This is a genomic window from Marinomonas sp. PE14-40 (assembly GCF_051623805.1).
Taxonomy (GTDB): Bacteria; Pseudomonadota; Gammaproteobacteria; order Pseudomonadales; family Marinomonadaceae; genus Marinomonas.
Map to the genome: position 1 here is coordinate 974466 of NZ_CP130700.1, position 26953 is coordinate 1001418.

Annotated in this window: 26 protein-coding genes, 1 other RNA gene and 1 riboswitch; of the genes, 9 read left to right on the plus strand and 18 right to left on the minus strand. The window is 38.8% G+C overall.

Features of this window, described 5'->3' with window-relative positions; translation table 11 throughout:
- Nucleotides 1-2 precede the first annotated feature (2 nt).
- The 5 genes from Q0A08_RS04425 to Q0A08_RS04445 all read left to right on the plus strand — a co-directional run bounded on the left by Q0A08_RS04425 (nt 3) and on the right by Q0A08_RS04445 (nt 6115).
- The gene (locus tag Q0A08_RS04425) at nt 3-1637 is read left to right on the plus strand and encodes a (2,3-dihydroxybenzoyl)adenylate synthase (RefSeq protein WP_438465166.1); all 1635 of its coding nucleotides are present in this window, start codon (nt 3-5) and stop codon (nt 1635-1637) included.
- A gap of 6 nt (nt 1638-1643) precedes the next feature.
- A complete protein-coding gene (locus Q0A08_RS04430; protein ID WP_438465168.1) occupies nt 1644-2921 on the plus strand; it encodes a lysine N(6)-hydroxylase/L-ornithine N(5)-oxygenase family protein in 1278 nt (425 codons plus the stop codon).
- Between the two features lie 205 nt (nt 2922-3126).
- A complete protein-coding gene (locus tag Q0A08_RS04435; RefSeq protein WP_438465169.1) occupies nt 3127-3720 on the plus strand; it encodes a GNAT family N-acetyltransferase in 594 nt (197 codons plus the stop codon).
- Nucleotides 3721-3736: 16 nt separating this feature from the next.
- Nucleotides 3737-4906 (plus strand): type III PLP-dependent enzyme, encoded by a 1170-nt coding sequence (locus Q0A08_RS04440; RefSeq protein ID WP_438465171.1) that lies wholly within the window; start codon nt 3737-3739, stop codon nt 4904-4906.
- A 75-nt stretch (nt 4907-4981) separates the two neighbouring features.
- Nucleotides 4982-6115, plus strand: a complete 1134-nt coding sequence (locus Q0A08_RS04445) for an SIP domain-containing protein (RefSeq protein WP_438465172.1) — start codon at nt 4982-4984, stop codon at nt 6113-6115.
- 80 nt (nt 6116-6195) lie between these two features.
- Here the strand turns inward: Q0A08_RS04445 and Q0A08_RS04450 are convergent, their stop codons facing one another.
- The 4 genes from Q0A08_RS04450 to ffs all read right to left on the minus strand — a co-directional run bounded on the left by Q0A08_RS04450 (nt 6196) and on the right by ffs (nt 8729).
- Nucleotides 6196-6804, minus strand: a complete 609-nt coding sequence (locus Q0A08_RS04450) for a glutathione S-transferase family protein (protein WP_438465174.1) — start codon at nt 6802-6804, stop codon at nt 6196-6198.
- A 201-nt stretch (nt 6805-7005) separates the two neighbouring features.
- Entirely contained in the window at nt 7006-7785 is a 780-nt protein-coding gene (locus tag Q0A08_RS04455; RefSeq protein ID WP_438465176.1) for a substrate-binding periplasmic protein, read from the minus strand.
- Nucleotides 7786-8062: 277 nt separating this feature from the next.
- Nucleotides 8063-8398 carry a DUF6172 family protein gene (locus Q0A08_RS04460; protein WP_438465178.1) on the minus strand — a complete coding sequence of 112 codons (336 nt, stop codon included), beginning with the start codon at nt 8396-8398 and terminating at the stop codon, nt 8063-8065.
- Nucleotides 8399-8632: 234 nt separating this feature from the next.
- Nucleotides 8633-8729: signal recognition particle sRNA small type (gene ffs / locus Q0A08_RS04465), an RNA gene on the minus strand.
- Between the two features lie 346 nt (nt 8730-9075).
- Between ffs and Q0A08_RS04470 the strand changes: the two genes are divergently transcribed.
- The 4 genes from Q0A08_RS04470 to Q0A08_RS04485 all read left to right on the plus strand — a co-directional run bounded on the left by Q0A08_RS04470 (nt 9076) and on the right by Q0A08_RS04485 (nt 13321).
- Complete coding sequence (locus tag Q0A08_RS04470) at nt 9076-9939, plus strand: 6-carboxytetrahydropterin synthase (RefSeq protein ID WP_438465179.1); 864 nt, start codon at nt 9076-9078, stop codon at nt 9937-9939.
- Entirely contained in the window at nt 9936-10343 is a 408-nt protein-coding gene (hisI, locus tag Q0A08_RS04475) for a phosphoribosyl-AMP cyclohydrolase (RefSeq protein ID WP_438465181.1), read from the plus strand. The genes Q0A08_RS04470 and hisI overlap by 4 nt, the downstream gene beginning before the upstream one ends.
- A gap of 453 nt (nt 10344-10796) precedes the next feature.
- Complete coding sequence (locus Q0A08_RS04480; RefSeq protein ID WP_438465183.1) at nt 10797-12473, plus strand: methyl-accepting chemotaxis protein; 1677 nt, start codon at nt 10797-10799, stop codon at nt 12471-12473.
- An 80-nt stretch (nt 12474-12553) separates the two neighbouring features.
- Entirely contained in the window at nt 12554-13321 is a 768-nt protein-coding gene (locus tag Q0A08_RS04485; RefSeq protein ID WP_438465184.1) for a class II glutamine amidotransferase, read from the plus strand.
- 76 nt (nt 13322-13397) lie between these two features.
- Here the strand turns inward: Q0A08_RS04485 and Q0A08_RS04490 are convergent, their stop codons facing one another.
- From Q0A08_RS04490 to tusA, 14 genes are all read right to left on the minus strand, one after another.
- Entirely contained in the window at nt 13398-15422 is a 2025-nt protein-coding gene (locus tag Q0A08_RS04490; RefSeq protein WP_438465186.1) for a hypothetical protein, read from the minus strand.
- Nucleotides 15423-15734: 312 nt separating this feature from the next.
- Nucleotides 15735-16991 carry an endonuclease gene (locus Q0A08_RS04495; protein ID WP_438465188.1) on the minus strand — a complete coding sequence of 419 codons (1257 nt, stop codon included), beginning with the start codon at nt 16989-16991 and terminating at the stop codon, nt 15735-15737.
- Between the two features lie 302 nt (nt 16992-17293).
- Nucleotides 17294-17914, minus strand: a complete 621-nt coding sequence (locus Q0A08_RS04500; protein WP_438465189.1) for a thiamine phosphate synthase — start codon at nt 17912-17914, stop codon at nt 17294-17296.
- 56 nt (nt 17915-17970) lie between these two features.
- Entirely contained in the window at nt 17971-18744 is a 774-nt protein-coding gene (locus Q0A08_RS04505; RefSeq protein WP_438465191.1) for a thiazole synthase, read from the minus strand.
- A gap of 1 nt (nt 18745) precedes the next feature.
- Entirely contained in the window at nt 18746-18943 is a 198-nt protein-coding gene (thiS, locus tag Q0A08_RS04510; RefSeq protein ID WP_438465192.1) for a sulfur carrier protein ThiS, read from the minus strand.
- Entirely contained in the window at nt 18940-19956 is a 1017-nt protein-coding gene (thiO, locus tag Q0A08_RS04515) for a glycine oxidase ThiO (protein WP_438465194.1), read from the minus strand. Before thiO ends, thiS begins: the two co-directional genes overlap by 4 nt.
- Nucleotides 19946-20668, minus strand: coding sequence for a TenA family protein (locus Q0A08_RS04520; protein ID WP_438465196.1), 723 nt, complete (start codon nt 20666-20668; stop codon nt 19946-19948). Before Q0A08_RS04520 ends, thiO begins: the two co-directional genes overlap by 11 nt.
- 73 nt (nt 20669-20741) lie before the next feature.
- Nucleotides 20742-21677 carry an ABC transporter substrate-binding protein gene (locus Q0A08_RS04525; protein WP_438465198.1) on the minus strand — a complete coding sequence of 312 codons (936 nt, stop codon included), beginning with the start codon at nt 21675-21677 and terminating at the stop codon, nt 20742-20744.
- A gap of 37 nt (nt 21678-21714) precedes the next feature.
- Nucleotides 21715-22476 carry an ABC transporter permease gene (locus tag Q0A08_RS04530; RefSeq protein WP_438465200.1) on the minus strand — a complete coding sequence of 254 codons (762 nt, stop codon included), beginning with the start codon at nt 22474-22476 and terminating at the stop codon, nt 21715-21717.
- Nucleotides 22473-23345, minus strand: coding sequence for an ABC transporter ATP-binding protein (locus Q0A08_RS04535; RefSeq protein ID WP_438465202.1), 873 nt, complete (start codon nt 23343-23345; stop codon nt 22473-22475). The genes Q0A08_RS04530 and Q0A08_RS04535 overlap by 4 nt, the downstream gene beginning before the upstream one ends.
- A complete protein-coding gene (gene thiD / locus Q0A08_RS04540; RefSeq protein ID WP_438465204.1) occupies nt 23338-24180 on the minus strand; it encodes a bifunctional hydroxymethylpyrimidine kinase/phosphomethylpyrimidine kinase in 843 nt (280 codons plus the stop codon). Before thiD ends, Q0A08_RS04535 begins: the two co-directional genes overlap by 8 nt.
- 61 nt (nt 24181-24241) lie before the next feature.
- A riboswitch (TPP riboswitch) is annotated at nt 24242-24346 on the minus strand.
- Between the two features lie 163 nt (nt 24347-24509).
- Nucleotides 24510-25547, minus strand: a complete 1038-nt coding sequence (locus Q0A08_RS04545) for a lipase secretion chaperone (protein ID WP_438465206.1) — start codon at nt 25545-25547, stop codon at nt 24510-24512.
- A gap of 13 nt (nt 25548-25560) precedes the next feature.
- On the minus strand, nt 25561-26505 hold the full coding sequence (locus Q0A08_RS04550) for a lipase family alpha/beta hydrolase (protein ID WP_438465207.1): 945 nt from the start codon (nt 26503-26505) through the stop codon (nt 25561-25563).
- 194 nt (nt 26506-26699) lie between these two features.
- Nucleotides 26700-26942: a sulfurtransferase TusA gene (gene tusA, locus Q0A08_RS04555; protein ID WP_438465208.1), complete on the minus strand. Its 243-nt coding sequence runs from the start codon at nt 26940-26942 to the stop codon at nt 26700-26702.
- Between the last annotated feature and the right edge of the window lie 11 nt (nt 26943-26953).

Genomic DNA, 26953 nt, shown 5'->3' on the forward strand with positions numbered 1-26953 from the left:
CCATGTTTCTAGAGAATGATATTAAAAATGGTTTTGTACCTTTCCCTCAAGATAGAGCGGAATATTACCAAGCGTCTGGTTATTGGGAGAACGAAAACCATATACAGCTGCTTGACCGGATACGTAAACAATATGGCAATCAGCTAGCAATTTGCCAAGATGATAAAAGCCTGACCTATGATGAGCTTTATCACTATGCCGCTTCTTATGGTAGCTATCTGCATCAGCAAGGCATTAAAGCAGAAGACTTTGTGGTGATTCAGTCGCCTAATGTTGTTGAATTCTTCGTGGTCTTATTTGGTTTATATTACATAGGTGCTAGACCTGTTTTTTGTTTAAACGGTCATGGTGCTTATGAAATCGAAAATATTGCGATTAACAGCCGTGCCGTAGGCTATATCAAGATCAATCAAGAAAATCAGCCTATAACGGATGCGATGGACATAAGTTTTGGCTTTACTATGCCGAACTTAAATTTATGGTTTAGACAAACCATCAAAAGTAGCTCATCCATTGATCAGGCTTTTAGCTGTATTAATGACAAAACAATGCTCGTACCAAGATATGAAGCAAGCCCACACTCAGTGGCTTTTCTTCAACTCTCTGGTGGTACGACGGGTTTACCAAAACTCATCCCAAGAACCCATGCAGACTATCTCTATTCAGTAAAGAAGAGTGTTGAAGTAACCGATTTAAGCTCTAGCACAAAGCAGCTTATCGTTTTGCCTGTTATGCATAATTTCACAATGAGTTCTCCAGGCTTTTTAGGGGCATTTTATTCAGGTGCGAGTGTATTTTTAAGTACAGACTCAAGTCCTAAAAACTGTTTTTCTCTGATAGAAAAGCATGGCATTACTCAGGTGTCTCTTGTGCCTTCATTGATCAATCTATGGATCAACTCACCCCAACTTGAACAAGCAGACCTTAAAACCCTAGAGGTAATTCAAGTCGGCGGCGCGAAGTTATTACCAGAGCTTGCTGAAGCAATTGATCAAAAGCTTGGAGCCAAACTACAGCAGGTGTATGGCATGGCAGAAGGCCTTGTTAACTTCACTCGCCTTGATGATCACAGTAATGCCGTCTTATTTACGCAAGGCAAGGCGTTAAGTAAAGACGATGAAATTCTCATTGTGGATGAAGAAGGAAGCCCTCTTCCTAATGAATCAGCAGGATTCATTCTGACTCGAGGCCCTTACACCATCAATGGTTATTACAACTCTCCTCTAGTGAATTCCCGTAGTTTTAATAAAGAGGGTTTTTATATCACAGGGGATATTGGCTACCTAGATAGTAATAACAACATAGTGGTTACAGGTAGAGAAAAGGAACAAATCAACAGAGCAGGTGAAAAGATCACACCAAGTGAAATTGAGAACCTGATTTTATCTCACATCCAGGTAAAAGACGTTTCTGTTGTGGGTGTAAAAGACCCTCTGTTAGGCGAGCGAACGAAAGCTTCCATCATTCTAAAGGAGCCAACTAGCCAGCTTTCACTCAGGGATGTTCGGGTATTTTTGATGCAAAAGAAAATTGCCGAATACAAATTACCAGACGAGATCGAATTAGTAGACGATTTTACATATACCCAAGTTGGAAAGGTCAACAAAGGCCTGTCGACTAATAAAGCTAGAGGATAGCAGAAAATGAAAAGTGAAGTTTATGACATTGTAGGGATAGGTGTAGGTCCATTTAATCTGAGTTTAGCTTGTATGACAGAGCCATTAACTGAGATGCGAACCCTCTTTTTTGATAAAAAGCCGGAGTTTGATTGGCATTCAGGCATTATGCCCGAATGGAGCACATTACAAATTCCTTTTATTGCGGATTTAGTGACCTTTGCAGACCCTACAAGTAAGTTTTCTTTTTTAAATTATTTGAAGGATCAAGGCTTAATCTATCAATATTATATTCGTGAGAACTTTTTCATTTTACGCTCTGAATATAATGATTACTGTAAATGGGCATGTGAACAGCTTGAGAACCTTCATTTTGATCAAGACGTTCAAAATGTTAGCTATGATGAAGCCTCTAAAATTTACACAGTCGAAACACGTAACAGCGCTAATGAACTCACAGTTGTCCAAGCTAAGCACCTTGTAGTCGGTACAGGCACAACTCCAATTGTTCCAGATTTCTGTAAAGGCTTTAAACAAGAGCTGCATTCAAGTGCCGATTACATAGAACACAAAGCTGATTATAAAAACAAGAAATCCATAACCATAGTCGGTAGCGGGCAAAGTGGCGCTGAAATTTATTATGATCTGCTAAATGAAATTGATGAACATAAATATCAGCTCAACTGGATTACACGATCTGAAAGATTCTTTGCCATTGATGTCAACAAACTTACCTTGGAGCTGACATCGCCAGAATACACCAAGCATTTTTATAATCTACCTGCTAACAAGCGTGATGAGGTGATTAATAGCCAAGATATGCTTTATAAAGGCATAAACACTGATTTGATTAATCAGATCTATGACACCTTATACATCAAATCTAAAAAAACTGATTTTGACTCACGCTTAATTACAGATACACAGGTGAACTCTCTATCTTATCAAGATGGAAAGTTCTCCCTCTCTTGCACAAGACAGGATGCTCAAAAAGATTTCGAAATGGATTCTGAAGTCGTCATTTTATCGCTAGGCTATGAGTTCAAGAAACCAAAATGCCTCATGCCTATTGCCCAATATCTTAATTGGGATGAAAAAGAACGTTTAGATCTAAGTGAAGACTATGCCGTCAATGATGACAAAACAGTTTTTGTACAAAACCTAGGCCTCTATACCCATGGCATTTCAGCACCAGACCTTGGTATGAGTTGCTTCCGTAACGCCATTATTATCAACAAAATCTTAAACAAGGAAGTCTATCCAGTTGAGAAGCGAATTTGTTTCCAAGAGTTTTTACCTGAATAGATATCACTCTTTGTAAATAAATCTAGGCCAACAAGTCCCTAAAACAAATGGATTTGTTGGCACTCAAACTGAAATAGACACAGTTTAAGCAGGCACTTGTTTAAACATTTAATCGCTTAAGTCGGTTTTAGAAAGTGACATTTCCATAACAGTATTGTTGACCACTTAAGCAACTAAAAAGAATAAGCAAAATCGAGAAGAACTTATGCAAACGATATCACGCAAATTACCCAATGATTTTAGCCTTGCGATGAATCATCATAAATATGGCTTAAAGCAGGTTAGCTACCCAGAGGATTTACCTTTACTGCATAAATGGATGCATACAGAACATGTTATCCCACAATGGCAAATGAACAAGCCAAAATTAGAGCTTGAAGTCATGTTTGAAAAAATGCTGATTGATGATCATCAGCGTCTTTATTTCATCATGATTGATGACAGACCTATTGGTTATGTGGAAATTTATGAATGTCATAGAGACCGTCTGAATCGTTATTATGAATCTGATGAAAATGACATGGGAATACACCTGTTGCTAGGTGAACCTGATGTATTAGGTTTGGGCCATTTTCGCCCTGTACTGACTCTATTTGCTCAATTTATTTTTAGTAGCAACCCAGATACTCAGAAAATGATCTGTGAACCTGACTGTGAAGTGGTTCCTTTTCAACGTGCCGCACCTGATTTGGGCCTAGTTGAGCAAAAGAAATTTCAACTGCCTGAGAAGAAAGCCTCTCTGTATTTCTTAAGCCGAGATGACTTTCGTCAGTCTCCTTGCTACCAAAAGTACCTGTAATGGAGTAAGTATTTTTATGAAACTTCCAGATTATTTTCACTCAAACATTAAGACAGACCTTGATCGCTTAATCAGTACTAAGCCCACCCCGTTTCTTGTGGTCGATCTTTCTGTCATCGAAAAGCGCTATCGTGAAATGGTAGAAGGCTTCCCTATGGCTGATGTCTTTTATGCGGTTAAAGCAAACCCTGCAAATGATGTTGTTCAGCTATTGGTCGAGCTGGGCTCAAACTTTGATATTGCCTCAGTGCCAGAGCTTGAAAAAGTATTAAGCTTTGATATTGAGCCGTCGCGTATTTCGTTTGGCAATACGATTAAGAAGAAAGCGGATATTGAATACTTTTATCAAAAAGGCGTTAGACTTTTTGCCACAGATTGCGAAGCAGATCTAATCAATATTGCCGAAGCAGCGCCCGGTTCAAGCGTTTATTTCCGTCTACTTTTTGATGGTTCAGCCACAGCAGACTGGCCACTGACAGATAAGTTTGGTTGTAAAGCGAATGTCGCTGTTGAACTTGCCGCCAAAGCAAAAGAGCTTGGTCTCAAACCTTATGGTATCTCCTTCCATGTAGGCTCACAACAAAGAGACATTGAAACTTGGCGACAAGCCATCCTTGCGACCAAGTCTGCGTTTGATCAAATCAAAGAGCAACATAATATTAGTCTAGAAATGATCAACTTAGGTGGTGGCTTACCGGCAAGCTATATTCAGCACACCCATAGTTTCTCTTATTACGCTAATTCAATTCTTGCCTTTATTAAAGACAGCTTTGCACAAGATATGCCTCGTATATTGATTGAACCTGGCCGCTCACTGGTTGGTGACTCAGGCATCATCGTCTCTGAGGTCATATTAGTGACAGATAAGAAAACAAAGTCAGAATACCCAGATCGCTGGGTTTACACAGATGTTGGCACATTTAACGGCTTAATAGAAACCATTGGAGAAGGAACTAAATACCCGATTCTCACCAGCAAAGAAGGAAATAACAAAAAGGTCATTCTTGCAGGGCCCACCTGCGACAGCATGGACATAATGTACAAGGATCACCAATACCAACTACCAGATACCTTAACGACAGGCGATCACATATTTTGGTTGTCGACGGGAGCCTATACCACAAGTTACAGCTCTGTTGAGTTTAATGGTTTACCACCACTAACAAGTTATGTCGTTAAAAACTGAGAAGTGAAACTTAGCCAAATTCACTAAGAAGATTAGCCACAGTTTTAAATCAAACAGAAGAAGTAAACATACTATATGAGCGCATTTACACCAATAATGGATATCGATCAAAAGATCGATATCCTAGACCATGTCAATCAGGATCACACGGAAGAGTTGTTAGCCATAGCAAGAACAAGTCAGCCTAAAAGTGAAATCCAATCTGCAAAAATTCTCGATATTTTTGAAGAAGGCATGAAAATTCTCATAAAATCTAATCATCAAGATACAGAGCAAGAGGCTTTTGTCCCCTTTGAAATTGAAGGTGGGTTAGAAGACAAAATTTTGTATCAAGCCTATGCTGCCATTGCCCAGCAAGGTAAGGGTTTCAGTGGTGCAGGTAAGCACTTTTTTGAAGTGACAGATAAACAAAAAGTCACACCAAACATGATACGCATTAGCGTAAAAAGTAATACACCCTTGCCCGAATATTACCCTGGCTATGCATTTGCTTTTCTTCTAAAAATTATTCAGAAAAAACCGAACCTCAGCACCCAAACCAATCAAAACACGCATTGGTTTAAAAATATTTTCGATCGCGCTTTCATCAAACTGATGAAACATTTGTCCAGTAAGAACCGACAGAAGTTATTACAAAAAGCCAATAAAGACATTCGCCTTTATACTTTACGTAAGTCTTGGAAGAGCTTTGAAGATGCGGCCTTCCCTGACATGGGTTATATCGATATCTTTACCCATGACAACACCCCAGGTAGCCAATGGGCAAGCGAACTCAAAGCCGGTGATGTCATTATGAGTCGTTCAGAATCACCTGATAAACACCCTCACCTTAAAAGTGGTCAAGCGCTATTAATTGCGGATGAAACCGCTTATCCAGCACTTGTGGGTATTCTTGAAACTTGGAATAACCCTTTACCGCCCCATGTCATTATTCTAAGCGCAAAGAGTGCGGAACAAGACTATATTGAAGATGCATTATTACCAGAAGGTAGCCAAGTTCATCGTTTAGTATGTGATGCAAATAAGCAGGCAGATGAAATTTTGCCCATTCTTGCAAAGCTAGAAACAGTAGATGTGGCTTGGGCTGCTTTTGAATCAGAATCTGCAAAGAAAGTAAGGCGCTACCTTCGCAATGACAGAAACATAATTGGTCGCGATAATCACACAAAAGCTTATTGGCAATTAAAAAGCCGTCCAGAGCCTAAATAGACTCAGTTTCATCTTAGATAAAAGCACCATCAAGAGTAACTTGATGGTGCTTTTTTATGAAGCATAATAGCCGTTATTTACTAACCAAGCGCCGCTGCTTTTAGGTAAGCCGGACGTGTTTGAACCTTATCAAGATAAGATTTTGTATGAGTAAAACCGTCAAGCAAACCTAAGCTAGCGGAGATTTCTAACATAATAGTCATCATGATATCTGCGCCAGTAAATACACTGCCTGCAAAATAATCACGTTCAGCCAATACTGATTCAATATAGCCAAAATCTAACGCGATCTCTTTGGCAATATAACCATCCATCGCTTGATTTCCTGCTCTTTCCTCTAGCCCCATAAACAACTTACACATAACAGGTAAGGCTAATGAGCCTTCAGCAAAATGAGACCACTCTAAATACTGATAATATTCCTTAGTCTCTTTGTTAGGTCTTAATCGTCTTTCGCTATCTTGATCAAGAATGTATTCAAACACGGTACTGGATTCACACAAGGTAATTTCACCATCCTGAACGATAGGTGCTTTTGCTAAAGGGTGAATGGCTTTTAAGCTAGCTGGCGCCAAACGCGTTACAGGATCTCGTTCATGATCAATGCGTTCATATGGCATACCTAGCTCTTCAAGTAGCCAAAGAACACGTTTAGAGCGAGACTGGTTTAAATGATGCACAACTAACATATTAGGTCCTTTTAAATGACTTTTTAATTGAATTTCAAGTACAGATAATCAGGGTAAAGATACTTAATTCAATCCCCTCAGTATGTCTTTAACTTTGTATTAGGCAGCGTTAATGCTCTCTAAGCTTTAGCGATTAGCTAGTAAGAAATTTAGAAAGGGTTTAATAGGTGATAACCTTGGGTGTTATTGATGTCGTTGAGACTAATTATCAAGCCCATATTTTTGCTGTAGCGCTAGGTATTCTGGCGTTGATTTAAACGCTTTCATTGCCTCTGAAAAGGTTTTAGCTAATTGGTTATGGCCTTTGGCCTTGGCAAACACTATGTAATGCTCCCGCCCTTCAGTTAAATAAGGTTTTAAAAATATTACCTGATTCGCAACACCCATACGCTTGGCATGATAGCCAATATCACCAACATGACCAATTGCCATTTGCATACGACCTGCCAACAACATTTTTAATAGGTTTTCTTCATTTTCAGCAATATTAATCTTGTTTAAAGAAGTCATATGATCAAACTCTTCTTGATAAGAGAACCCCAGCACAGTACCAATTGAATAAGGTATTAAAGAACTTAATTCGCCAGAAAATTGAATGTTATTTAAATGCTTTTTCTCAATAAAAAATCCAACAGTCGCTTTAGAGATGACATTTTCATCATAAAAGTATCCAAACTCCTCCCGCTCACTTGTCTTCCCCATGTATGTTATGGCATCTGCATCACCTTTTTTAAGCATTTCGATAGCTCGTTTCCAAGGTAAGCTTTCAAACTTAAGTTTGAGCGGTATTGTGCTCGCAACTTTTTGTACTAATTCAATATGAAACCCAGTCAATTCGCCATTTACATACATTTCATGTGGTGGCCAAGAACCATCAGGTCTCACGACTAAGAGCTCTTGAATTACATCGTCAGCAACAGCGGTTTCTATCAAGGTACAAACCAATATTAACCAAAGTTTATAGATAGATATCAACCTCATCTTTTATCCCGTGTTAATTAAAGGAACTTACCCATATCATCAATTTATATATTAGTTCACTGAACATATAGTTGAAGTGTAGCTGGCCAAAATTTAAGCTTTAGTTTAAACAAGTTAAGTTTTATAGATAAATGATAATCGTGAGTTAAGTGCTTATACTTTCTGACACATATAGCTAGAGTTTGGTAGGAAAAATTTGACTGTTTGACATGAAGTCATAAAAAAGGTCTTGTAACTACAAGACCTTTAAAAATAAATGGCTATTTAGTGATTACAATTACTCTTCTTCAGTAAATGGTTCACCATCATCCTGTTCATCGTCTTCTTGAACATTTACCACACGTTCAGTAGGTACAGCTAAAATTTCTAAATAAAACGAAGTCCAAGCTTGGCTTTCTGCATAACTAATATTTTCATTAATTTTGGCAGTACGAATCACTTCTGCTGTTTCTTTAGTTTGACCAAATTTGCAATCAAAACCCCAATAATCAGCCCAATCTGGTAACTTTTTATTACGCTCACGCTTTAAATATTTTTTAACATCCCCTTTAGCAGCTTCGATTAAACGAGGATAAGCAATTTTAGGGTGGGATAGTGCAAAGTTTTTTTTCATAAGAATCCTAGAAGAATATGGACTGACGCCTGCCATAAATCAAAATATTTAAAATATTGATCAAAGCGAAATAAGACAATTTAACAATAAAGTGTGTTCAATAACCACGAAGAATATGAGGATTATCATTTTGATGATAGAACAGACAAGATCAATTGCTGATATATAAAAGTAAAATAATTAAATTTTTAACGAGAGGAAATAGAAAGGTACTACTGAAATAATTGGAGGCACTTCCACCAGCCGCATCTCGGCACACAAATCCATCGCTGTGGCTGCTTCCTTCCGGATCTGACCAGATTAACGACTTCATGTTGCGAGAGGACCAGCAGAAGTACCATTGAGGAGGTCTCTGCTTGACCTTGGAGCGAATTATACCTAGCTAATTCAATTTGGCAACAGTCTTTTTTATTATTTTTCAAATACTTAAAGCTTGTTTGTTTTTTAGACACTTCTCTTGTAAATCAATAAGTTCCAACTTATTAGTCAGCTTTGCCCTTTGCAAAGATTTTACCCTCCTTTATAGATAAATTTAATTTATATATCCAATATCTAACCATACGTACAGGAAGTATTAGATATAGCGGCTTTTATTGCGTAAAATACCTCGCTAATTATTCCCTATACGTTTAACTATTCTTTGTTCGGCCTTGCCAACTTCATACTAGGAGATACCTTTGAAGCTTTTCGTTAAAAACTTAACCCACGTAGACTTTTCTTTGTTTGATACTGATCGTGGCCTATTGGGTGAAAGCTGGCAAACCGATGTGTTACTTGAAGGTAGTTTAAATGATGAGAGCATGGTGTGCGATTTCAGTATCGTAAAAAAGCTGATTAAAAAGTGGTTAGATGAAAACATAGATCATTGCTTGGCTATCCCTCATCAAAACACGTCAGTGTCTATGAATACTGACAATGAAGATAAGCACATCTTTGAGTTCGACAAAGGTGGTAAAAACCATTTTTACTGTGCGGCTCCGAAGCAGGCTTTTTGTCTCTTATCTATGGATGTGATTACACCAGAAGCTGCGGCAACTTGGTGTGAAGATCAAATCATGGCGATTCTGCCTGCCGATCTTGCCCGTGTACGTATTACTTTTACGCCAGAAAAGATTGAAGGTGCGCAATATCAGTACAGCCATGGCCTTAAAAAGCATGCAGGTAATTGCCAGCGTATCGCCCATGGCCATAGATCAACCATTGATATCTATAAAGATGGTGAGAAATCTGAGTCATTAGAAAATGACTGGGCTAAGCGCTGGCATGATATTTACATAGGTACGGAGGAAGATTTAATTGGCATTATTAGTGAAGATGGCCACCGTTTCCACCATTTTGCTTATGAAAGCCAACAAGGTCATTTTGAATTAATTATTAGAAGCTCTCAAACTTACATGGTACATACAGATACAACCGTTGAATCTCTTTCTAGCCATGTAGCTAAGGTGCTAGCAAACGAAAATCCAGGTCACGATATCGAAGTTCATGCCTATGAAGGCATTGGCAAAGGCGCAATTTCCAATAAGGTAGTAAATGTATGAGCTTAAAAGCGTTTGAAACCCTTCCTCAGGGCTCTGAATTAGAGTTAGATCGAGTATTAAGCAACCTGAAAAAAGATGATGCAGGTTTGATTGCTGCCATTGCACAACAGCACGATACGGGCGAAGTATTAATGTTGGCTTATATGAATGAAGCATCTATCAGAGAAACCCTAGAAACTGGGCAAGTTTGTTACTGGTCTCGTTCTCGTCAAACATATTGGCGTAAAGGCGAAAGCTCTGGTAACAGACAAACGCTTGTTTCTATGTCATTTGATTGTGATGGTGATTGTATTTTGCTTAAAGTTGAACAAAAAGGTCCTGCTTGCCATACAAATCGTCGTAACTGCTTTTTCTTTGAAGCGAAAGACAACAAGGTAATTGTTAATTCTAAACCTATGGTTTAAGACACACAGTTAGTTTAAGGGTGTAATCTAAATTACACCTTTATTGTCTTACACAAAGATTCCCTTTTCGATTTAATACTACTAGTCACTCCATCATAACCTCGCCTTAATAAGACTTTTTTGATCTTAAGCTCATGTCTTAAATACATAATTTTTGTCGCTCTCAAGTAACTATTTCACCTATGTAAAAGCCGAATTTTATTTCGCATTATGGATTCGCAAGTCAAGATTTTATTAACTAAACTTGCTTTAGGTTTCTGATATAAATCACATTAATCCAAATAATTTATCTTAGTTAAACTATGAATTTGCTTTTAATTTTGCTGATTAACTGTAAACTTTAACCCAATCAGTGTAATCGATTGTAAACACACCCTCGTACAGCAGGATGTTCTGGGTCAAAATCAATAATAAAACAGGGATGATTCATTAAATGTTTAGGTAAAGATGACTATGTTAGACTTATCCGTTAAAACGAAGACCCTATCACTTGTAGCGCTCTTCGCGGTTCTTATTATTGCGCTCACAATCAATTCTGCTTACTCAAGCAAGAAAGTAGCGCAAGAGCTTAATACCCTTTCAACGCACAGTCTCGAGTTAGTTAAAAACCTAGAAAAAAGTCGTCAATTACTTCTTAAACAGTCTGTTGAGTTTGAGCGTGGTTATTTTCAGGTTTCCATTGCTAAGTCCTTAAGTGGCTATGGTGTTGAGCAAATTGCAGGTTCTGCTGAAGCGTTTAAAGAGTTCACAAGTGAATTAGAACTTAGCCTAGTAGAAGTAACAAATATTTTAGGGGTTATGCCTAGAAATACTGAATTAGATGAACTGCTAGTTCTTATTGACACTCTTAAAGAAAACCAAGTGGCTTTCTTAGAGTCCAGTAGTACAACTTATAGTTGGTGGACCAAGCTTAAAACAATGCAGGCAAACCGAAGCCGTAAAGCCGCAAAAGCAAGCTTAGAAGCAGTGAACACCGACATGGAGCAAATCATTGCTAAAATTGATGCCTATGTGACCAAAGTAAACCAAGAGCAAAATGATCAACTTGCTCAGAACTTACTCACCTCTTCTATTGTTGCTTTTTTTGCAATCGCTGTGGGCATTGTCATCAGCTTATTAATGGTAGGTAATATCTCTAGCGCATTACAGAAATCAGTTAATCGTGCAAAAGAAATTGCATCCGGTAATTTGACTCATACAAGTTCTAGTAAACGCTCTAGCGCAAAGCGAGATGAAATTGCTCAACTTGAAATTGCTATGGATACATTGGTGGATCAGTTAAGCAGCATACTTAATGATGTTTCTTTATCCAGCCATATGCTGACAGAGGCTGCCGACAACCTTAACGAAGAAACTAAGAATTCGTCTAAAATGGTTGAGGAACAACAATCTGAGACTGATTTGATTTCGCAAGCAATCAATGAAATTCAATCTACTGCTATGCATGTTTCTGAATCTACATCTGATGCAAGCTCAGCAGCACAAGATGCAGCATTAGCTGCTGACGAAGGCCATAAGATTGTTATAGGTACAATTAGCTCAATTGAGAACCTTGCTTCTGAAATTAATACTGCCGCTCAAACAATCAATAAGCTTGAAGAAGATACCAACAATATCACTCAGATTCTAAATGTGATTTTGGGTATTGCTGAGCAGACAAACCTACTTGCATTAAATGCTGCCATTGAGGCGGCGCGTGCGGGAGAACAAGGTAGAGGCTTCGCAGTTGTAGCGGATGAAGTGAGAACCCTTGCGCAAAATACTCAAGATGCGACCCAACAAATTGAGCAAATGATTAGTAAGTTACAAACAGGTACTAGTCAAGCAGTTAAAGCAATGCAGTCTAGTCATGCAATATCAACAGATGTTGTTGATGTTGTAAAAGAGGAAGAAACATCTCTTGAAAGCATTAATGAGTCTGTTTCTAAGATTCGTGATATGAATAATCGAATCTCTGCGACGGCTGAGCAACAGGCAAGTGTTACCTCTGAAGTAAATACCAATGTGAGTAACATTGCAGCTATTGCGGTTAAATCAACTCAGTCAATTCATACGATTACTGATGATGCAGCTAAAGTAGCGAAACTTGCTAAGCAGCTATGCGACAAGATTGAATATTTCAAAATGTAACCTAGCTGTTTTTACTGTAATATATCTCAGGGATCGAGATATATACTTATACCAAAAAGAAATAAAGGAGAGTACTTAGAATGTGCCGCTGGGTTGCTTATATGGGACAAGAGATTTACCTTGAATCTCTTTTATTTGAATCTGAACACTCTTTAATTGATCAAAGCCTAAGTGCAAGGAAATCACAGGTCACTGTGAATGCAGATGGCTTTGGACTCGGTTGGTATGATGAGAGAAGTGAACCAGGGCTCTATCATGAAATTATGCCTGCCTGGAGTGACTGTAACCTCAAGAGCCTCAGCGCTCATATCAAAAGCAAACTTTTCTTTGCTCATGTCCGAGCATCTACAGGTACTGCAACTAATCGTTCAAACTGCCACCCTTTCGCCTATAAGAATTGGCTATTTATGCACAATGGCCAAATTGGGGGCTATGAGAGCATTCGCTGGCATTTAGATAGATTAATACCTGAACACCTCTATAATCAACGTAAAGGCGCCACTGACTCTGAACTAATTTTTCTTTTGTTAATCGCTAATGGCCTTGAAGAAAACCTTGAACAAGCTGTTCAGATCACTATCAAGCAAATTGAGAAGATCATGCTTGATAATCAAATCGATGATGCTTTTAGACTGACTGCCGTTATTTCTGATGGCGAGCAGTTGACGACTATTCGATATTCAAATGACGACCAGCCGGCAAGCCTTTATTACAAACTGTTTGATGGCCATCTAGTGCTTGCCTCAGAACCTTCAGAGCACTCAACAAAAGGCTGGCAGCACGTATGCCCTAACCATATGGGTGTTATTGGTCACCAAGGCTTAGTTAGCCGACCAGTGTTCGTTTAAATCATTTAACAAAAAAAAGGACGCTTTCGCGTCCTTTTTTTTTGCTCAAACTCTATTTATATTTCACTTTAATAAGTTAAACATTAAGAGAAAGAACATTCGTTTTACTGACTCTATGTCGATAGATTTCTCTTAAATATTTGATCGATTTCTTAACGTTCTCGACATCTAATCGAATATCATTGATCGAAACAAACTTATCTTGCTCGTCAATTAACTCACGATATTTCTTCTCATACATAGGTTTAATCGCATACCAATTTGTATCTAAGATTTTCGCTGGGTTTTCATGTGTATTGAAGTAGCGATCCACTTCATTCTCATCAAACTCTTCAGTGGTAATGAAATTCAGAATAGCTTTATCAACTTCATCACTAAAGCGGTATTCATCACGTGCAAAACATCGCTTCACATAAGCAACCATAAGCGTTAAGAAGTCATCACTCAAACAAGGACTCTTAGCAACCAAGGTTGTTAATGAAAGGTTTGCAGATGCACCTATTACCAAGGCATAACGCTTCAAGGTAGTATTTGGGAAAAGACTATTCAAATGCAATTTAAGTCGATTCAATGCCGTAAAGGACAGTTTATAATCCTTAGGCAAAGAAATAATTGAAACAACCGATGAGCAGTTCTTGAAAAAGTGCAGGTGATTCAAACTTGAAGTGTCATAACCAGAGTCACGATAATTCTTCAGTGCTTCGCTGTAGCTTGAAGATTCAATAGGTAAAATACTGATACCTTCAATCGCCGATGTATCTTGGTTGAAGTGTGGTAAGTCAATCGAACGACAAAATAAGTCATCTATATCGATATTTTCTTTACTGCTGCTTGTTACGACACTTTCTGCATAAGCAATCGCTACAGGACCTGCCAAACTCATAAACAAGTCATTCGCATCTAGACGAATAGTTTCTGCAATATCAACACCAGCACGGCGGAAGTAATCTTCATCATAATCAGTGGTGACAGCTTGTGCGGTTAAGATGTTGAATATCTGCTGGGAAATATATTGGTTAGCATATTTTTCCATGGTGTTTACATCAATATCAGACTCACCTGATCCGTCATTTTCCTCTGCGTAACGCATGATGTCATTGGAAATAAGCATCATTGAGTTCCAAGGACGAATACGCTGCATCACATTACTTGGGTGGTCGTGATCCTCCCGCTCAACATTGTATGAGAAATCCCACTCTTCAGATAAGTATTTACAAAGCAGGCGACCCGCATTGATATGAAGTGCTTCAGACACCTCAATTTTGTCACCTGAGATATTAGGTAAAATACAAATACCTGATGTAAAGATAGGTTCGAACACAAAGCTATGCCTTTTATCAACGACTTTACTTTGCGCTGAATGATAGTCGAACGTTTTGCTCATGTATGAATATTGTTGCGCCAAACCGAACTCAGATGCCATACCTGACCCTGTACCACCACCAGCACTAAAGATATAAAAATACAGTCGTGATTGGTTTGCTTTGATACCACAGGAATCAACCAAATAAGAGTGCATATGACGCCATGCATTATTATTAAAGCTGCTGGTATTTTTATTAAGAATAATCTTTGCAAGGTATTGCCCTAGAATAGGCGCGTTACCAGCACCACCAGCATGCACCTCAGAAAGGTCCATAATTTGTAGCTTTTTATATTCTTCTAAGAAGTTGCTGCGACCATTTTGTGAAGAGTATCTAATTCTACCTTCTATATCTTTATCAAGGTCACCCAACATAACAACAGGCTCAATTAAGAAAACAGGTCTTGGCTCCCCTTTTATCTCAATTGGTAGATGCTTTTGAATCCAACGCATTGGACGGAACTCACCTTCTGCATTAGTTTTGTCTTGCAGCTCTAAGTCGGCCATATAATTACTACGAGCGTTATAAACAAGAGTAGCTACATCTAACGCAATATTAGAACCGCAACGCCCTAGTCCAATAAGGCAGACTGAAGGAAAGTTTTGATCGTTTATATCGCTTTCTGGATCCAGATTAGGGAAAATTTGTCGACGAACAATATCGAGGTTTTCAAGGATATTGTCTAAATTCTCTTCTGTATAATAGAGATGTTCATTTAATGCTACATCCTTACTCATCATAATGCCCTTATATGAATAGTTAACACAGATAACACCATAGTCAAAAAATCGACAGTTAATCGAGACTCAATTTTTTTGTTAATAAATTCATTTAAAAACGCGGTAAATCGCGCTGAATTTATCTCAATGATGTTTTTAATTGTTAACTAAACAAGATATCAGATGACCAGAACAAAAGATATATACACAGAGGTACAATAGCTTACACATACCCTCATAAAAACAATAAGTTACATTTCTTTTTAAGTCCATTAGTAATTACTTAATTAGGGCCAACGTCCATATCAGCCTCAATTTAGTGCGTATAAGCTAAATACACTGACTAGAATACAACTCTTCAACCCACTCTGGATGGTCAATTAATGGATTTCGATTACCCTGCCATTCTTGTATTCGGTTGTTACGTGTCATTTCGTTAGCATCGACTGCATCTTCTTGGTGCCATGTATATAAAGTACAAATTACGCCAAAGAAAGGGTCGCCTGTTTCTGAACTAGTATTATTGACTAAATACAAATCACTCATATTACCGTCAGAACCATCATATCGAACATCCATATAAAAAATCATGCGAGCAACATCGCCTTTTACATCATCCCTTGGTTCAAAACTTTCGCTCGTTGTATAAGTGCCTGCAGCCTCTCCTTGCGCACTTCCACCTTCATCATAATCTTTATTTGAACGCGAACTATTCACAGTTTTGTCCGTCGGCCTAATATGATGAATATCTGTATAGCCATATTGCGAAGTCGAAGAGAAACCTAAAGATTTAGGCCACACATGCTCTCTGTTCCAGCTGTCATTATCAAAACCTGATTGTCCATCTCTATCCGTTTTTGAGTGACTTCGACCTGTGTATAGTAAGATCACATTATTGGTATTAGATAAATCTTCATCTGTGTACTGGAGCGCATCCCACACTTCGCTATAACTAAGTTTTGTGTGATTTACCTCTAGTAAATCTTGAAGTGCAGATTTTAAACCTGTGCCTGATAAGCTTAGAACTGAGTCATAGTAACTACCGGAATAAGTTGCAGATCCACCCGCACTGGCACCACTACAATCTTGCGTTAAGGTACCCGTTGATGGCGTATCTATGCTACTTGTTGACCAGTTTGCAACGCTAGTAACTGAAGATGTTTGTGTGCGGTATAGGGACACATACTTAGCCGAAATATCCCAGCCTGAGACTTTTCCTTCCCAAGCCACCAAATCAACAAGTTGGCTGCCATTATAAAGCTCTATATAGTCCCCTGAATTACCCAGAGATAGAGCTAAATTTGAAGCATCCGGTGAAAAACCATACATGGCTTCAAAACCACTTGAGCTTTTCGCAATGGTGTAATAGGTATTTGCTGCTAGCATTCCTGACAAAGAATAGGTCGATCCATTATCTTTAAGCTGATAACTCGATAAATCAACTTGCTCACAGCCAGCGTTGTAAATTTCAATCCACTCCTCAACTGAATCTGTCCCTGGTGTGTCGTAAAGAACTTCAGATATTTGTAACTCAGCAAAGCCTAAACTACTACCAAGTAGTAATAGGCTTGTAATAGGTGCTTTCATACATCTTTCCTTTTAAGTTAATTAGTTAGCATCACATTTGGTGAATTATTAACCTACAAGGCTTATGCCAAAGCTATATTACATCTGGTTCATTTTTAATTGAGGTTCATATTTTGAAACCAAAAGTTCATCACATGACCTTTTGGTCAAGATTTAACGAAGATAACAGCTACTTATAGAAAAATTTAGAATAACAAGAAAGGAGAGCTAAGCTGTGCATTTATTGTCCAAAAATACACAGCCAAACTAAAAGTGAGAGTTGTTTGAGTATTTTTTACTCAATCATGATTTGGCTTAGAATATTATTTTTGCAGTCTAGTCGCTTTTAACCAAGCTTCTATTTGGCCTTCAGGGTCTGAATTTAAGGTAATGTCTGTGACGGCTGCGACACTGTCTGCCTTAGCTAAAAATGCGCCTTCTGAGCGATCAATTGTCATCCCACCTATCGAAATAAGTGGAACCTGACCGATTCGCTCTTTCCAAAGCGTTAGCTTCTCAACCCCTTGTTGATGCCATTTCATTTTCTTCAAAATGGTTGGGTATACTGGCCCTAAAGCAATGTAATCAGGATTTAACGCTAAAGCACGTTCTAACTCTTCTTCACAATGCGTACTAATACCTAATTTGATTCCAGCTGACTTAATTGCCTCAATATCTGCAACATCAAGATCCTCTTGACCTAAATGCACATAATCACAACCTAACTCTATCGCCAGCTGCCAGTAATCATTAACCACCAACTGACAGTCATATTGCTGACATAATGTTTTGGCTTTTACTATTTGAGATTTAATACTCTCTTGGCTTTCATCTTTAACCCTCAGTTGTACTAATTTAATCCCTAAGGGTACTAACCTTTCTAACCAATCATAGGAATCAAATATTGGGTAAAACCTGTCAAGTTGTGTCACTGTGCTATTCATTCTATTTCTCATCAAATTTGTGCGATCAGGGAGTCACTCTTATAACCCCTAATGAATTAGCTTAAAAAAGCTTTCCCCATCATAGGGGTTGATGGCTCCGCCATATCTCTTGAGTCAATAGGGTCAGCTTCAAACGCGAGCAAGCCTGCCTCTATCGCCAAGTTAAACGCCTTCGCCATGGCAACTGGGTCTCCAGCACCTGCAACGGCGGTATTAAGAAGAACCGCATCAAAACCCATTTCCATAGCTTGAGCCGCATGAGAAGGAACACCAATCCCCGCATCGACAATTAATGGAACATTAGGAAAATGTGCACGCATTGTTTTTAATGCGTATGGGTTATTTAAACCTCGACCTGAACCTATAGGCGCACCCCAAGGCATTAAAACCTCACAACCTACTTGCAAAAGTTTATCAGCCACAATGAGATCGTCAGTAGTATAAGGAAATACTTTAAATCCATCAGCCACCAAGATTTTAGCGGCTTCAACCAGCTCGAACACATTTGGTTGCAATGTATCTTCTTCACCAATGACTTCTAATTTAACCCAGTCTGTATTAAAAACTTCACGAGCCATATGGGCAGTCGTCACGGCTTCTTTTACCGTGTAGCACCCTGCCGTATTGGGTAATACATTAAGCTTTAGGTCTTGAATAATCTGCCAAAAAGCTTGCCCAGCAAGATCGCCACCACTTTCACGCCTTAATGATACGGTAACAATTTGGCTTTGACTTTGTTTGATAGACTCAGACAAAATCGCTGGCGATGGGTACTGAGCACTCCCTAAAAGCAATCGATTGGTAAATTTTTCACCGTAAAGTTCTAACATGCTATCCACCTTGCATTGGCGCTAATACTTCAAGTTTATCGCCTTCATTAATCTGAGTATTTTTTCGCTGTGATAAAGGCACAAAGTCACCATTAATCGCAGTAGCTATCGTTACATCTTGATAGCCTAGTTGAATGAGAACGACCTCAAGTTCAGCATGAACAACCAAGGTTTCCACACCATTTAAATATATCTTCATGCCTTATCTTCCTTTAATTTAAAGTCTGCAAGTTTTTCAATTTCATGTTTATCATTAATAATGGAATCAGCAGCGAGTTTTGCCATATAAGGTGCTAGCAGATAACCGTGGCGATATAGACCGTTAATGCGCCAAATATTATTGTCTCGTTCAACTCTAGGCAGGTTGTCGATAAAAGCGGGCCTTAAATCAACACCCATTTCAATAATTTCAGCTTCTGCAAAGCTTGGATGTAAGGCATATGCAGAACCAAGCAGCTCTAACATTGATCGCACACTAAATTGATTGCCATGACCATTTTCAATCATGGTGGCACCTATCATAAAATGTTGATCATCACGCGGGACAACATATAAAGGAATTCTTGGATGGAGCAGTCTAACAGGGCGAGAGAGACTTATTTCATTAGTTTTCACTAATAACATCTCGCCTTTGACAGGCCTTAAGCTTTGCACAGCTTTAGCGGAGTTATAGCCTCTACAATCCACTACTTTTTCTGGCAATAGAGCCTCTGGTTCGACTTCTTGTTCAAAGTTGATTTTTACGCCTAACGCCTGAACAACGTCTGTTAATCTGATCAAGGCTTTTCTAGGGTCTAAATGCGCTTCATCTTTGAAAAATAGTGCCTCTTGATATTGAGACGCTAGATCAGGCTCTAGCGTAGAAATAACCTCTTTACCAACAAGCTCAAAGGCTTGCGTACGTCTCGCAAAACGCTTGAGTTCTTTTTTATCTCTTTGCTGTGCAAAAACTAAGGTCCCTTTAGCATCAACAAAGCCCTCACCTAAGGCATTTTGCCACCAAGCTAATGACTTTTTACCATATTCGAGCACGACAGGCTCGGCGTTTTCAGCTTCACACCATGGCGCTAGCATGCCACCAGCAAACCAAGAACAGGCTTTTTCACCCACTCTTGATCCTCGCTCAAACATTTCCACTTCAACACCTTGTTGCACAAGTTGCCAAGCAAGAGATAAACCAGCCACACCCGCACCAACAATATTAACCTTCATTGACATCTAAACCTTGCTGCCAAAATGCAGCTTCCATTCTGGTAGCCGTTGCAAAAATACGGCTTAACTTAGTCCATCGAGCTGAATCTGCGGGAATGTTTTGTAATAAGCTTTCTAAATGTGCCATTTGCGCCAATGCTGACTCAATAAACTCACTTGATGCGTAAGTCTCTATCCACTCTAGATAGGGATTACCATGCTTCAAAGTTTTAGTATCATGATCTAAGCTAAATCCAATTTGAGCATAACCCAGTGCACAAGGAGCTAACGCAACGAGCAAGTCTGTAAGGTCGCCTGCTTGTCCTGCATCTAAGACAAAGCGAGTATAAGCAACAGTTGCAACGCCCTCTTCTAACTCGTTAAGCGCCTGTTCTTCTAACCCCCACTCTTTGCAGCAATTAATATGCAACTGAATTTCTTGCTCTATCAAACCAGTTAAACAGGCCAGATTGGGCAACATATCTTCAATCAAATCACTTTTATAAATTGCAAGTGCATACGCTCTAGCGTATTGCTTTAAGAATAAATAATCTTGCTGTAAATAGTGCTGAAAAGCGGTCTTAGTCAAATTACCTGATGCTAACTGATTGACAAAATTATGTTGTGTATAAGCCAACCAGTCCTTTTTATTTGGCACTACTAGCATTTCATTAATGCGATTTAACCCTTTTAGCGACATTAACTTTTCGCTAATCATGTTTTCATCTGACATATAAAATAACTCCAAAGGGCCTTAGCACTTATACGAGCGCTAAAACCCTAAATTTAAATAGGTTAAATACCGATTAAAAAAGGTAGTCGTTAGTATTTGGCAATTTAGTAATGATGCCGGCTGATTGTAAAAACTCAGCATAGGATTGGTAACGATTAGCATCGTAGGCTGCTGGACGAAGCGCCAGTCGAGTCAGCGTATCTTTCCATGCAAGTTGATTAAGCTTTGTATCAAGATCTTTCTTGTATGACTTAAACATTTCCCAAGCATCATTTGGATGATTAACGATAAATTGCGTTGCTAGCTCTAAAGCACGGTTAAATTTTGCAACTTGAGCCTTATTTACAGAAGTTGAATTCGCAACAACAACTAACTCGTCATAAGGAGGCACTCCCTCTTCTTCTACAAAAAATGCTTTGCCCTCAAACCCTTCCATCGCAAGCTGATGCATTTCGAAGTTACGGTATCCACCATAGATAGCATCCACTTTTTTAGACGCTAATGAGCTTGATAAAGCCCATCCAACATTAATGACAGAAACATCGCTTAGACTTAAGCCTGAATTTTCAAGCATTACACCAATCGTTGCTTCGCTCACACCGCCAGAAATAGCAGTACCAATAGATTTACCTTTAAGGTCTGCAAGCGAATTAATATCTCCACCTTTTAATACCATAAGTGTATTTAATGGTGTCGCGATTAAAGTTGAGATGCGCGTAAGTGGTAAACCATGGGCAACATCTTGTATAAGCTCTGGCTGATAAGTCACAGCGAAATCAACCTTCCCTGCAGCAACAAGCTTAGGTGGCATGCTTGGGTCTGCCGGCTCTTGCAAGCTGACGCTTAACCCTTGCTCTTTAAAGAGACCTTTTTGCTCTGCAATAATTAAAGCGGCGTGGTCTGGGTTAACAAACCAATCCAACATGACATCGATTTTTTCTTGAGCTTGAACACTCAAGCTTAGTAACGAACCCACAATTAATAGATTCAAATTCTTCAACATGGACATAACATTTCTCTTATTTAAGGATGGTATCTAGGTGTTATTAACTATTATCTTGTTGCCAAAAAATCATTTTCTTTAAACATTGATCAGCAAGGTAATAGAGTGAAATTGAAAGTAAGCAGAGTAGAAATAACGCTGCAAACATGTCTGCGACTTGCATTCGTGCATTGGCATAAAGCATGAAGTAACCCAGCCCTTGAGATGAACCAACCCATTCACCAATAATGGCGCCAATGGGAGCAACCACCATTGCCATACGAATCCCAGACGCCATAACGGGAAGCGCTGCTGGTAATTGAATTCTAAAAAGGATACTTAAACGGTTAGCCCGCATTGATTGAGCAAGCTCAATATACTCTCTAGATGATTGCCTTAAACCATCAAACGATGTCATTAGAATAGGGAAAAAGATAATGACAGCCGCCATAATGACCTTGGAGACTATTCCGTAGCCAAACCAAAGTACTAGAATGGGTGCTATTGCAAACACAGGAATGGCCTGACTAAAAAGTAATACAGGCAATAACCAGAGACGAACAGGCTTAAAGAAGACCATAAAAATGGCAAACATTAGCCCAGCAGATACACCCAGTAAGACTCCAAATATTATCTCAATTAGAGTCACCAAAAAGTGAGGATATAACACATCCGTTAATTGCCAGAGCCTAGTAAAAACCTTCTCTGGCGATGGCAATATAAAGCTTGGCACTTGCGTTATTGCAACCAGTAACCACCATAAAAAGATGACAACCAAGCTAACAATCAGGACTCGATATACATTGGCATTTACATGTATTTTCATCGTCTTGCCTGCATCATCTGCATAAGTTTACCGTGAAAGCTTGACACTTCTTCACCAATTTTTCGTGGCGGATAAGTATTGGGTAACGGCATAGATTCTAATGCTTTACGCTTAGCTTTGGTTTTAATTAGCTCTTCTTTAGTCAGCTCATTTTTAGCTATTGGCCTTTCAGGAAAGCTAGAAAAGTGTAAAACATTATGCCCCATGATTAACGCTTCAAGTGGGTCATGAGTAACTAAAAGAACGGTCTTATTTTTGAATAAATGACAACTCAACTGCTGCAACTTATCACGGGTAATGGCATCGACGGATGAAAACGGCTCATCCATTAGGATAATGGATTTATCTTGAATTAAGGTTCTGGCTAAAGCGACTCTTTGCCTCATACCGCCAGATAAAGTCGATACGTTATGATCTGCTTTATTCGATAAACCGACTTGCTCTAAAATTGATAACGCTCGGTCTTTTAACGTCTGATCAAATTGACTTTTATTTTTCAATATTGGGCGCTTTAGATCATAAGCTAGCAGAACATTATCAATAACAGATAACCATGGCAGTAACAGGTCTTGCTGTGCCATGTAAGCAAGCGATTGTCGAAATTTTTTCACATCTAAGCTTGCATCTTCATTAGTTTGTATCGCTAACTCATTTACAAATGCACTCTTATGGAGCCCTACTAAATGCTTTAACAAGCTAGATTTGCCACAGCCACTTTGTCCTAACAAACAGGTAACCTGATTTGCAGCTAGCCTCAACTCTACCTCATGATATATATAATCAAGGCTCTGCTGATATTGTAGACTTGCTGTCACCACATACTCTTTTTGAGCCATGATCTTTGAAGCTAAAGCGTTAGGGTTAATCATGCATCAAACCTGATTGATTCAGCATAAAGAAGTGATCAACAGGGCCGCTACCTTGTCCTAATTGATAATCCTTAGCCGCCACTAAACCATGGGAGATATAAGTCTTGGCTTTTCTAATTGACTCAGACATTGAGAAACCTTGGGCCAGGTAACTTGTTATCGCAGAAGACAAAGTACAACCAGTTCCATGAGTATTAGTTGTAATTATTCTTTCCTTAGAAAAGTACTCGAATTGATTTTCAGTCACCCAAACATCTGTGCTGTCTTGAGTGTCCATATGCCCACCCTTTAATAAGACACCTTGAGAACCAAGTGCTAAAAGAGATTGTGCTGTGCTTTCTAACTCAGTATTAGATTTTGGGAAAGCATTAAGGTCTCGCCCTAACAACACTTGCGCTTCATAGAGGTTTGGAGTGATCAAATTTGCTAAAGGAATTAGGTAATTAACTAGGCTGGAAATTGCTTTTGACTCTAATAAAACATCGCCGCTTGTTGCGACCATAACAGGGTCTAATATTATGAATTTAGGTTGATACTTTTTAAGCGCCTGAGCAATCATAAGAATTGTATCTGCATCTGAAAGCATGCCAATTTTAACAGCATCAACTTTCATATCGGAAAAAACGCTTTCTAATTGGGCTTCAACAAACGATTTTGGCACAGGATGAATGGCACTGACGCCTTGAGTATTTTGTGCCGTAAGCGCAGTAATCACTGAGCAAGCAAATGACCCTGTTGCTGACATTGCTTTTATATCAGCCTGAATACCTGCGCCCCCGCCACTGTCAGACCCGGCAATGGTTAACGAAATATGAGGTTGATTATGTGTTTGCATATAAGGCTCCTAATAATAACTGGAGCCTAAAAAAGACAGACTGATTGAAATTGTCTAAAAGAAATGAGGCTTGCCAGTTCCCTACGCCAGTATTAACTGGGTCAGGTTCAACGGGTCTAGAGGCAAGCCTCAGTCTCAGCTCTAAAGAGCACCCCGACTAACTTTATCTGTATTGCTGTAAAGCAAATTTTGCGTGATAGTGCCTTTACAAACGACAAGTGTCAACCGCTTAGTAACTAGAAATTCGTTATAATAAATATATTTTTTAACTACAGCTCAATTTATTTACTCTATAAATCAATATATTAACAGTTAACACATTAATGATATCACTGCAGTATAGCGACTAATGCAGTTAACCTTTTTTGCTCACTTAAACTGAATTTAGATTCAATTAAGTACTTTAGTTCTAAGCTTTGATCTTCATGAGAAAGACCTGAATTTAAGATACTTTCTTTTTGTATTATAAACTGTCGCACTCTTGTATTAAGCTCATTTTGAGACTCTCTCACATTAGCAAGCCTTTGCGCTGCCTCTACTCCAAACTCCTTTGCTTGTAGATCAAACAAGTCCTCACCTGTCGCTTCGCTTTTTTGCTCTAATGTATTAATTAAACCAGTTAGTTTAGTTTTATCCTCCGCTAAATTAGCAACATCATTGCCCTGTAATGTAGCGATGAGCGCTTGCTCATCTGCAATATCCTGCTCAAAAAAAGCCAATCTATAATCAGGTTCAAAGTACTCATACCGCAACATGTCAATTTCTTGATACAAGTTAATTTGTCTATTTATGATAGCGTCTTTATCTTTTAGATTAACTTGATAATTCGAAAACTCATCGTCTAACGCTTTTAATGCATATTTAAAGGCTTGATAGTTTCCCAACAACTCAAGCGCTTCTCTCCGAGCAGGCTCTTCAAGTGATAGCTTGATATCTTCTTTAATTAACTCAATGAGTTGTTCATACGATAATTCACCAAGCAGCGTCATAAAATAATCAAATCTGTGCTTAATACTAATATGAGGAAATAAATGCCCTTCTGCATCAATAGGATATGAGCCAGCTATACTGGTTCCCCTTAACGAGGATTGTGAGCCTATCCATTCAAATTTATCTTTGAAGCGATTGTATTCATTATTTTGTGCAACATTCAGTTGAGCCTTTATGTCGGCTTTTTCTGAAGATGACAAAACGAATGATTCAACTGGTTTATTTGAAATTTGGTTATTAGTTAAAGAGCCTTGATCTTGATTGGTCTGTAAGACAGGCGCTGCTTGATAAGCAACACCTGTCCACTTCGCCAAACCAAGAAATGCAAGTCCACCAAACGCGATTAAGCAGACTTTCTTAGTTAGGGAAATATTCATAACTCACCAATCATTAAAGGCCAGCATTTTTAAGACGATTAGCATGTGTGCGATAGACGGTTAAAGGATCAGTTGCAAACAAGTGATGTATACCAAAGAATTGGTTTACCTCATCTAGATGGTTCATGCTGTAATCGTTACGTACAACCATACCAAGATTACTATCACAACTTTCAATTAGGCCGTCATTTTTACTATCGTCAATAAGTACTGATGTTAAACCTAAGAAGTAATCACTTGGATCGAGTGCATTTGTAAATGCACTCGCACCACTCCAAGAATAGTAATTCACTCCATTTACACTATATTCACCTTCACCACATGCTGTTGTAGGAATACCTTGAGGATGATTTTGATTAAATGCTAACGAACCTTCTGTCGTTAAGGAAGTAAGCATAGAAAGGACATCCTGGTCATAGCCGCCTGCAGACAAATAATCAATTACCGTCGCTAACGCTGTTGTCAGCCCAGCAAGAACAGCCTCAGCAGCAGAGTCTTCAGGGACTGCATTTCGTACAAAGTCGGCTACATCTGAGCCTTTGTTAACACCACCCACAGAGGTAACGGAAGCAATCAGATCAGGTCTAACCGAGGCAACATATCTTACTGTTGGACCACCATGGCTGTGACCAATTAAGTTAACTTTGGTAGAGCCAGTCGCAGCTATAATGTTTTGAACCTCTGCTAGCAACTGCTCCCCTCGAACCTCTACAGATTGGCTATTTGCTACTTGGGTCGTATAAACCTCAGCCCCTTCTGACTCCAATGTTTGGGGGATTTTATACCAATAGTCCACACCTAACATTTCATCAAAACCTAAAATGCCGTGGGTTAAAAGGATGGGATATTTGGTTTGAGTATAATCATCATCTGAGGATGAAAACCACCAGGCTTGAGAGCTGGCAGACCAAAGGGAGGTAGAAACAAGACAGGCGATCGCTAACGATTTCTTAAACATATTCTATTCCTTATTGGAGAACGCACCATACAGACTATAAATGTAATTTAATTACCTATGAGTACGTTCAATTGCTTTTTATTGTTATGGAATGTCGAGAATATGTAAGAATCGTGTATAAAACAAACAATTACAGATATGATTTTTTGTTATTTCTCCCTCGCGCTAAGATCACCTAAAAGATATATCTATATTCACTTTTTCTTTTTCTTAATCCAATAAAAAAAGTGACCACCTTCTTCAGTTTGTAAAATAAGGTCATGCCCTAGAAATTGGCAAAATTTGTTGATATCTCTCGTCGTAGAAGGGTCTGTGGCTTCGACTTTAAGTACCTGATTAGCTTTAATTTTTCGCATTTCAACATGCAAAAGCATGACAGGCTCTGGACAATAGAGTCCAACTGCATCCAAAAAACTATCATGTTCTATGTTGTTCATTTTTACTCCTA